Raw genomic sequence first — 8,269 nt, 5'->3', positions numbered from 1 at the left:
CACCGCCCGCAACGCCGTGTCCCTGTCGAACACCAGGCCCCGCTTGCCCGCCTCCTCGAGGTCGGTCAGATGCCGCCTGCAAGAAGTGCGGATATGGGGACCGGCAACGACCTGACCCGCGTCGACATCCCGGCCCAGGCCGTCACCGGATCAACGTCCGGGTCCGTGCGCATGTCAGGTAAAATCGTCTCAACAGATCCGCCCGGCACTCGGCCCTGCGTCTTTGAGCCTGCGCTCTGCTGCCGGTGTCAGCCCGAAATCCCGGGCGAGCGTCAGGAACTGGCGGAATGTTTCATTGAGCTGCCTGGACCCGGGTCGTGGCGGCCTGGACCGCCTGCTGTTCCGGGTCTGTGTCACATAGGCCCGCCGGCACCCGGCGTCGCCATGAACCGTCGCAGCTGTTCATGCCGCGCCCCCCCTGAACATCAGGACGAACGTCTCGAGCATCGGCTCCCGCAGGCGATTGATGGTCGGATTGCACAGGATCGGCGCGGAGCCGGTCATAGTCCGCTGCAGCGCCAGGGCTCAGATAGTCGGGTTTCAGCTCGGCCGCGATCTGCCGCCCGCGCTCCCGCATCCGCTCATCGTTGCCACCGTCGCCGGTAAACGGGACAACGGTTTCCTCACTCGGCTTGCGCCCCTTCATCTCACCCTCTCACTGGTGGCTTTTTGCCTCCAATTCCCACCCGCTACACAGAAACCCTCTTCCGCCGGTATCCGGGGCGAGGCGCTCAGCCTTTTGCCCCCCCCCTACCCCGCCGAGGGATGCCGAGGGTCGACCGGCCAGCCGTCGATGCCGACCTCGGTCGAATAGCCGCGCGCCTCCTCGGCCTGCTTGACGCTGTCGTGGTGATCCGGGCACAGCGTCTGCAGCGCGCCGGACCAGAACAGCTCGGCGTCGCCGCGATGCGCGACGATGTGGTCAGCCACAAGAAACCGCCGCCGGGGATTGGTCTGGACGCTGCCGTCCATCTGCCGCGAGCCGTCATTGACGATGCCCCGCTTGAGGCAAAACTCGCAGACCGGGCTTGCCTCCAGCTGCGCGAGACGCCGCCGCTTCCACCGCGCGGTGTTGTACCAGCGCCGGTACTCAGCCGCCTCGGCGCTGCGATCATCCCGGCGGCCTGCCATCGCCCGACCCCAAAACGCAAAAAAGGCCCGCGATCCGCGAGCCTGCTGTCGTCATCCTGATCTCAATAGCAACCCGCCGCGCCAGCTCCACCGCTCCGGTGTCTATGCTGGCCGGGTCCGCCGCCCGGTCGGTCTGTTGTTCGCGTTGTCCGCGCAGCCCCGGGGGATCCGACGAGTTGTCCTGCGCTGAGAGTTACGCCGACGCCTTGAGGCTGTCAACAGGCAGCGTTGCTAAGCACGTCGCCGCCAAACGCCGAAACATCCGCCCGCACCGCCTCACCGCCCGCCGCAACGCCTTTGACAACAACCTGTTGCCCGGCAAACGGACCATCCACAACGAGCACCACATCGCCCAGCTGAAACTTGTGGCCAACCTCGATCTCACGCCCCCTGAACGAGGCAATCGAGGTCGCGATCACCCGCGTGAGATCGCGCACCGGCACACGCACCGCCCGCCCGCCGCGCTCCACCGACAACAGCCCTTCGACGCCGTCCGTTGCCCGCACCAGGTCAACCGTCTCGCCGCCGGCCACATCCAGCCCCACGAACAGATACCGCACCATCATCGGCCGGTAGGTCTCAATCAATCGCTTGTCGCGCCCGGTCTGCCGCCGCTCGGCAACCATGGGCAGGTATGTCAGCACGCCCCGGTCACCCAGCGCGGTTGCCGCCCGCTGCTCGCAGCGCGGATTGCACCACGCCACCACCCACTCCAGCGGCACATGCCGCACCAGCGCCATCATCAGCTCCAGCTGCTGGATCATCGCGTAATTTGCCGGTGTGATTGGCCGTGTCATGCCCGCCCCCTCACAGTGTCGAGAAACGCATCCGCCGCCGCCGCAACATCCGCGACGGTCTCGCCCGCACCGGCCTCACGCGCCGGGAAATACACCCACTCGGCACAGCGGCCAGCATCGGCAAACCACGGCCAGCCGCGCTGGCTGTGCAGCTCCGCCCACGCCCGCCACAGGGCCGAGCCCCGGTGCACCTGCTCGGTCCGCTCGGCCAGCGCCAGCACCGCGGCGTCAACAGTCGTGCCGCGCGCCCGGTTGAGCGCGTTGTCGTCCAGCGTGTTGACGCGCGGCCAGCCACCCGCCGCCAGTTTCGCCCGCCGCACCTCGTCCGCCGACAGCGTCCCGGCTGCGATCATCTGCTGCTGCATGCGCGTCGGAGCCATGTTGCAGCGCGGGTCCGGGTCCGCCGCCAGCGCCGCAAACCGCGCCGCCGCCCAAGCTTTACCCCAGGCCGGAGCCGCATGGGTGGAGGCTGCAGCTGAGGCCGCACCCGCCGTCACCCGCTCCCAGCGCTTCTCGGCGAGGTAGGTCGAGAACGAGCAGAACTTGGTCCGCCCGGTCCGCCGCGCCTCGGCCACATAGGCCGCCAGCCCCGTCGCCGCCGCCTCGCGCTGCTCGTCGGTCAGTGCAACCCAGGCTCGTTCGGCTGCAACCTCACTGTCGGTTGCAAAGGTCGGCCACTCCCGGTGCACCCGCCTCATCCGGGCTCGCATCGTCTCGGCACGCACCGCGCCATCGGTGGCGCTGTCCGCGTTCCCGCTCGCGCGCTCTCTCTCAATAATGGTTCTTGATGGTTCTATTACGGTTTGGGCGGCGTGGTGCCGCCCGTCTCTGTCGTGGATGTCACCCGTCTCGGCACCCGTGTCACCCGTCTCGACGGGCGGCGCAATGTCACCCGTGACACCATGACACCCGTCAGAGCCCACCGCCGCCCGCCCGATTGCCTCCGGCACCATGTCATATCGGGTCGCCTGACCGGGCCGCCCGGAGGCCTCCGCCACAACCACCAATAGGCCCTCCTTGACGAAGTCGGCCATGTGCCGCTGCACCGTGCGCCGGTCCATTTCGGTCTGCTCGGCCAGCGTCGCAACGGTTGGCCAGATGCCGCGCCCCTCGTCGTCGGCATAGTCGGCCAGCCGCAGGGCCAGAAGCTTGCGCGAGGGGCTCCCCATGCGCGCCTTGAAAATACGGGACATCAACAGGATGGACATGCGTCCGCCTCCTCCAGAAAATTCAGGGAATAGTCAGAGATCTGATAGGGAACGCCGGCCACCGGCACCTCGCGAATGACCTGCAGCGCAGCGAGCCGGAACAGCGCCAGCGCCACGTAATGCGCGGGGTGGCCCAGGTCGCGGCCCAGCACCGCCCGGCTCACGCGCACGGCCTGCCCCGGCTGGTGCCGCTCGCACAGCTCGCGCAGCACCTCGCGCGACACATCGTCCCGCCCCAGCCGCGCCGAGATAGCCTCAAACCGGGACAGCGCCACCTCGCTCATGCCGCCACCAGCTCCCCGCACCGCGCCAGCAGGCGCATTGCGTAGTCACTTGGCGGCGTGTCCAGACGCATGGGCATCAGCAACGCCATGCGCGCCAGCCCGTCCGCATCCGGCTCCCCGCGCAGCACCAGCGGCGCGCCAGCCGCCGCCCCGCCCTTGAAATTAGGCCGCTGCCCGGCGACGACGAAATCGCCCTTCTCGATCACGACCTCGCTGGCACCGGCCCAGTTCCGGAGCAGCTGCGCGAAATAACGTCCATCGACCTCAAGCACCACCGCATCGCCGGTCCCGCCGTTTGTCTCAACCCGCGCCCCGGCCACGACCTCCTCAAGGGCCGTGCCGTCACTCACGCGCGCCTCGATGACGACCACGCTGCGCGACATCACCAGCCTGACTGATCGCGGCCCGTCACCCAGCAGTGCCGACGCGCGCCGCAGCGCCCGCAGCGTCGCCGCCACATCCAGCGTCATGCGCAAGGCAGGCTCACCCGACGGCACAACGCGCCGCCAGTTCGGATAGGTCGCCTCGCACAGTTTTGCCGTCACGCGCACGCCGCCACCCTCGAACCGAGCGCGCTGCAACGCCCCCGCCGTGACCGTGACCGGCCCGGCCAGTCGCGCCACCCGGCCCGCCGCCCCCATCGGCAGCAGCACAGAGGAGAGCGCCCCCTCACCGCGCAGCCCGCAGGGCTCGGCAGCCAGCCGGTGCCCGTCGGTCGCAACAGCCAGACCACCCTCGATCAGCACGTTCTGCAGGTAAAACCGCGTCTCCTCGCGGCACACGTAGGGCAGGCACCGCGCAATCGCCTGGGCAAACCCCTCGCCCGCCGTCACCGGCGCACCCTCCGGCGTAAACGGCAGCTCCGGCCAGTAGGCAGGCTCAAACCCCGGCAGCACCACCCGCCCGCGCGCATGATCCAGCGTCACCGCCACCGCGCCCTCAGCGCGTGACAGCGTCAGCACCTCATCCGCGTCAAACGCGAGCAACAGCCGCGAAAGCAGCCGCGCTGGCACCACGGCCCGGCCACTGGCCTCAGCGGTCGCAAACGCGGCCCGCACCTCGACGTCGAGGTCGGTTCCGGTCACAGACGCCCCGTCCAGTAACACGCCCGTGAGGATCGGCGCGCGCATCCAGCGCTCAACCACCGGCAACACCGTCGCCAGACCCGCCCGCAGCTGCCCCGCCGTCGTCACAATCTTCATCATGCCTCGATCTCCTCAAACAGCGGCCCGGCCGCCTCCTGCGGGCAGCGCGCCCGCACCAGTGTCAGGTCAACCGCCCGGCTGTGCCGCTTGGCCGCGCCCGGCGCGATCCATTGCAGCGGCCGCGCCGCCGCCCCGTCCGTGCGCCAGACAACCCAGCAATAGGCCGTGGCCGTCCCGGCATCCGGGTCCCAGCCGCCCCGCGTCAGGGCAACGCGCTCGGCAAACACCGCAACCACATGCGGCGGAAGCGGGATGAACAGCTCCACCGCCCGGGCAATCGTCTCCAGCCAGCGCAGCGGCACAAACATGGCCACACCCACGCGCGGCCGGTGCAGCATCGCCCGCTCGACAAACTGCTGCGGCAAGTCGCCAAAGGGCGGATTGGTGATGATCCAGTCGAACCGGCCGGGCTCAAACTGGTCCTGCGGCAGCAGCGACAGGAAGTCCCATTTCGAGCCATGCAGCGGCGAAAACCCCCGGTCATGCAGGTCAGAGGCAACCACCTCGGCGAAGAAATCCGCCAGCGGCACGGCCATATGCCCCTCGCCGCAGGCTGGCTCCCAAACCGACAGCGCCGCGCCGGGATCCAGTCCCAGCACCTCGGCACACAGCGCCCGCGTCGCCCAGGGCGGCGTCGGAAAGAAGTCGTCCGACCCGCGCGGCTCGACCCGCGAGGCCATCACTGCCCGCGCCGCCGCCGGCTGCGCTTTCCGCAAGCCCCCCATCGGTTAACCTCCCGCTAAGGTTTGTTTCATGGGGGGTTGCACGTGGATCATGTCACCCACAGCACCCTCCCCGCCGCACTCGACGAGAAACGCCAGAGGATCGAGCCCATAGACCGCACACAGAACGAGCACGCTCTGCGCCGCCTGATAGGCATCCTCGCTCGCCCGCTCCGCCCGGCTGATCGTGGCCGAGGACACGCCAGTCAGCTCCGCCGCCTCGCGCACCGTCAGCCGCCACCGCGCCCGCCCGCCCGCCAGCGCCTGCCCGAGGGCAATCCGGTCAAGCCGCAGCATCGCCCGCCCCTCCCTGCGACCAGTGCCGCGCCCGCTCCTGAAAATCGCCGTAGGTGAGCCCGCAAAACCCGGCCAGCCGGTCGAGGTCATCCGCCGCCACCCGCCGCCGCGCGCCGGACATCACGTCCCGCGCCGCCGCCACCCGGCAGCCGGCCAGCCCCGCCACATCGGCAGGCGTCAGCATGGCCCGGCCGAGCCCCCGCGCCCGGTGCCCCGCCTGGGCGCTGACAAACAGCGTGAGCAGGCTCCGCGCCCCGAACGGGGTGAAATCCGCGTGAAAAGAGGCAAGCGCCGCACTCATCCCTTGGCACTCCCCTTTTTCCGCCGCGCCTTGTCCGCAGGCGCCGGGCAATAGGCCAGCGCCCCATGGCCCTTGCAAAACGCCCCATGCGTGCGGCTCTCACCGCAGTAAACCGTCGATCCGTCATCCGCCGTCAGCGGCCAGCGGCAGGTTTGCGCATTGAGTGCATGCAGCCCGACAGGCCCGGCCGGGCGGCAGGAGGTCAGCGCCAGCGCCCGCCGCTCGTCCGCCGTCATGCCCGCCCGCTCCGCATGGCTCGCCGAATGTCCGCCCATGCGCGCCAACAGCGCCGAAAGCGTCGGCAGGCTGGCCGGGTCCGGCCGCTGCCGGTTGGCCGCATCGCCGCTCACCAGCCGCGTTTTTGCCCCGTCGCCTGCCGCCACCGCCCCGCGCCGTGCCGCCGCTGCCCGCGACGTCGAACCCTGCGGCTGCTGCAGAGCCAGCCCGGCCCAGCCGGCACGCGGCAATCACAGACTCGCGGCTCAACACGCCATAGCGCGGTGCCAGCGCCGCAGCGATCTGCGATGCCGACAGCCCGGCCTCGACAAGCGGGCGCAGCGCCGCCGCCTTGTCCGCCGGGCGCAATCCGCCCCACGCGGCCTCAGGCCGCTCTCCGGCAACCGCCCCGGCCTCGCCCGCCTCACCCCCTACCAGCGCCAGTGCCGCCGCGCGCCGCGCCGCAACAATCCCCGCCGCCCGGCAGGCCGCCGCCGTCTGCGTAAACCGCATCGGCCCGTGCCGGACGGACAGCCGCTCCGCCATCTGGGCGTAACTCAGGCCCGCATCCGCCAGCGGCAGCACAGCCGCCTGTTTTTCCTGTGCCGTCAGCTGCCGCCACGGCCGGTCACCCTGTCCCGCCCCGCTCATTGACCATCCTCCAGAAGCTGGTCCGCCCGCGCGCGCATCGCCGTCAGGCTCTCGATCACCCGGCTCAAAAGGTCGCGAATGCGCAGGCTGCGCACCTCGTCGGCGCTCACCTGCCCGTCATCGGCCAGCGCCTGGCACACGGCCGCAACGGCCTCGCCATGCTGCCCGGCCACCGCGGCCAGCATCCGCCCCCAGTCCGCCGCCGCCCCGCCCGCGCCCGGCCCGGCCACATAGGCCCCGCCCGACAGCGCGCAGATCTCGCGCAGCAGCAAAGGCGCCTCGTCCCGCGTCACCGCGTCCAGCGTCAGGTCGAGCAGGACATCCAGCGGCATGTAGACGTCGGCATGGTCCGCCGCCGCCGAGCAATAGGTCTGCACGGTCTGGCGGCCGACGCGCGTCAACGCCGCCGCCGCCTCCTGCCCGCCCGCTTGCCGCACCTGGTGGGCGCAGGCGCGTTTCAAGGCCGCGCGCTGGTGTTCGTTGGATGGTCTCGGCAGTTTCATGGACGGCCTCCTGCGGCACAGGGACTCGACTCCCGCGCGTGCGCGTGCTGATCTGCACGCAAGCAAACCGGGAGGTGCTGGGGATGACGGGAATACGTTCGGCGATTGACGCCATTGCCTTTGAGATCGCGCTCATGGCCGCGCCGCCACCGCCGCGCGCCATCCGCCTGCCCATGGCGGACGACGACGAGGACGACGACGCCCGCGCCGATCTCGGCCATGCCGAAGGCCAGTCCTTCGCCATTGACTATGTCAACGCCAAGGGCGAGGCCTCCACGCGCCGCATCACGGTCTGGGCGATCCGCGAGGGCGCAGACGGCACGCCGCTGCTCTACGCCCGCTGCCACGAGCGCAAGGCCATGCGCTCTTTCCGCGTCGACCGCATCGCCTGCTGCATCGATTATGACGGCGAGGTGCATGACGATGTCGCCACCTTCCTCGCCGACAATTTCGGCATGACGCCGCAGCTGGTTACATTCACGCGCCCCGCCGCGCGGCAGCCCGGCAGCCGCACCCGCTGGCAGGAGGCACTTGCCCACATCAGCCCGCACGCAATCCTGCTCGCCGCCGTTGGCCGCGGCGACCGCCGGTTCATCCAGGTCGAGGCAGACGAGGCCGCGCTGCATTGCGCCGAGATTGCCGAGCGCGCCGGCCACGCCTTTGATCACGACTGGATGCCGCGCCTGTCGCGCTACATCGCCCGCCTGCGCCCGCCCGAAACAGCCATAGCCGAAGCGGTGGAAATGCTGCGCAACCGCAGCCCGCAGGAAATCACCAGCGCCCTCGTCGCCTGCCTCGCCGTCATGGACGCAGACGGCAAACGCCACAGCGCCGAACTGGCGCTCGTCAACGCCATCGCCGAGGACCTCACCGGCCTGCCGATTGCCTGACGCCCTCATCCCGCAATCTCCTCTGAGTTGCGGGATGACGTCTTTTCGCCGGCGTGAGAGGGTG

The 8,269-nt window shown here is 70.2% G+C and carries 13 protein-coding genes; 1 reads left to right on the top strand and 12 read right to left on the bottom strand.

Going from position 1 to position 8,269, the window contains the following annotated elements; all coding sequences use genetic code 11:
* Positions 1-189: 189 nt before the first annotated feature.
* From OVA12_RS24040 to OVA12_RS23810, 12 genes are all read right to left on the bottom strand, one after another.
* On the bottom strand, positions 190-357 hold the full coding sequence (locus OVA12_RS24040; protein WP_442793919.1) for a P27 family phage terminase small subunit: 168 nt from the start codon (positions 355-357) through the stop codon (positions 190-192).
* Positions 293-646 carry a hypothetical protein gene (locus OVA12_RS23860; RefSeq protein WP_268141391.1) on the bottom strand — a complete coding sequence of 118 codons (354 nt, stop codon included), beginning with the start codon at positions 644-646 and terminating at the stop codon, positions 293-295. Before OVA12_RS23860 ends, OVA12_RS24040 begins: the two co-directional genes overlap by 65 nt.
* A gap of 104 nt (positions 647-750) precedes the next feature.
* Positions 751-1,131: an HNH endonuclease gene (locus OVA12_RS23855; protein ID WP_268133686.1), complete on the bottom strand. Its 381-nt coding sequence runs from the start codon at positions 1,129-1,131 to the stop codon at positions 751-753.
* A 215-nt stretch (positions 1,132-1,346) separates the two neighbouring features.
* On the bottom strand, positions 1,347-1,928 hold the full coding sequence (locus OVA12_RS23850; RefSeq protein WP_268141389.1) for a transcription termination/antitermination NusG family protein: 582 nt from the start codon (positions 1,926-1,928) through the stop codon (positions 1,347-1,349).
* The gene (locus tag OVA12_RS23845) at positions 1,925-3,136 is read right to left on the bottom strand and encodes a helix-turn-helix domain-containing protein (protein WP_268133688.1); all 1,212 of its coding nucleotides are present in this window, start codon (positions 3,134-3,136) and stop codon (positions 1,925-1,927) included. The genes OVA12_RS23850 and OVA12_RS23845 overlap by 4 nt, the downstream gene beginning before the upstream one ends.
* On the bottom strand, positions 3,121-3,420 hold the full coding sequence (locus tag OVA12_RS23840) for a hypothetical protein (protein WP_268141387.1): 300 nt from the start codon (positions 3,418-3,420) through the stop codon (positions 3,121-3,123). The genes OVA12_RS23845 and OVA12_RS23840 overlap by 16 nt, the downstream gene beginning before the upstream one ends.
* Positions 3,417-4,625 carry a DNA polymerase III subunit beta gene (locus tag OVA12_RS23835; protein WP_268133690.1) on the bottom strand — a complete coding sequence of 403 codons (1,209 nt, stop codon included), beginning with the start codon at positions 4,623-4,625 and terminating at the stop codon, positions 3,417-3,419. The genes OVA12_RS23840 and OVA12_RS23835 overlap by 4 nt, the downstream gene beginning before the upstream one ends.
* A complete protein-coding gene (locus tag OVA12_RS23830; RefSeq protein WP_268133691.1) occupies positions 4,622-5,350 on the bottom strand; it encodes an SAM-dependent DNA methyltransferase in 729 nt (242 codons plus the stop codon). Before OVA12_RS23830 ends, OVA12_RS23835 begins: the two co-directional genes overlap by 4 nt.
* 3 nt (positions 5,351-5,353) lie before the next feature.
* Positions 5,354-5,644, bottom strand: a complete 291-nt coding sequence (locus OVA12_RS23825; protein WP_268141385.1) for a helix-turn-helix domain-containing protein — start codon at positions 5,642-5,644, stop codon at positions 5,354-5,356.
* On the bottom strand, positions 5,631-5,945 hold the full coding sequence (locus tag OVA12_RS23820; protein ID WP_268141383.1) for a hypothetical protein: 315 nt from the start codon (positions 5,943-5,945) through the stop codon (positions 5,631-5,633). The genes OVA12_RS23825 and OVA12_RS23820 overlap by 14 nt, the downstream gene beginning before the upstream one ends.
* On the bottom strand, positions 5,942-6,412 hold the full coding sequence (locus OVA12_RS23815; protein WP_268141381.1) for a GcrA family cell cycle regulator: 471 nt from the start codon (positions 6,410-6,412) through the stop codon (positions 5,942-5,944). The genes OVA12_RS23820 and OVA12_RS23815 overlap by 4 nt, the downstream gene beginning before the upstream one ends.
* A gap of 396 nt (positions 6,413-6,808) precedes the next feature.
* Positions 6,809-7,315 carry a hypothetical protein gene (locus OVA12_RS23810; RefSeq protein ID WP_268133695.1) on the bottom strand — a complete coding sequence of 169 codons (507 nt, stop codon included), beginning with the start codon at positions 7,313-7,315 and terminating at the stop codon, positions 6,809-6,811.
* An 83-nt stretch (positions 7,316-7,398) separates the two neighbouring features.
* Here OVA12_RS23810 and OVA12_RS23805 point away from each other — a divergent pair, with 83 nt between their 5' ends.
* On the top strand, positions 7,399-8,205 hold the full coding sequence (locus OVA12_RS23805) for a WYL domain-containing protein (protein ID WP_268133696.1): 807 nt from the start codon (positions 7,399-7,401) through the stop codon (positions 8,203-8,205).
* Positions 8,206-8,269: the final 64 nt, after the last annotated feature.

Source organism: Pannonibacter sp. SL95, from assembly GCF_026672425.1.
In the GTDB taxonomy this organism is placed as follows: domain Bacteria; phylum Pseudomonadota; class Alphaproteobacteria; order Rhizobiales; family Stappiaceae; genus Pannonibacter.
This window is presented reverse-complemented; position numbering and strand designations above follow the sequence as displayed.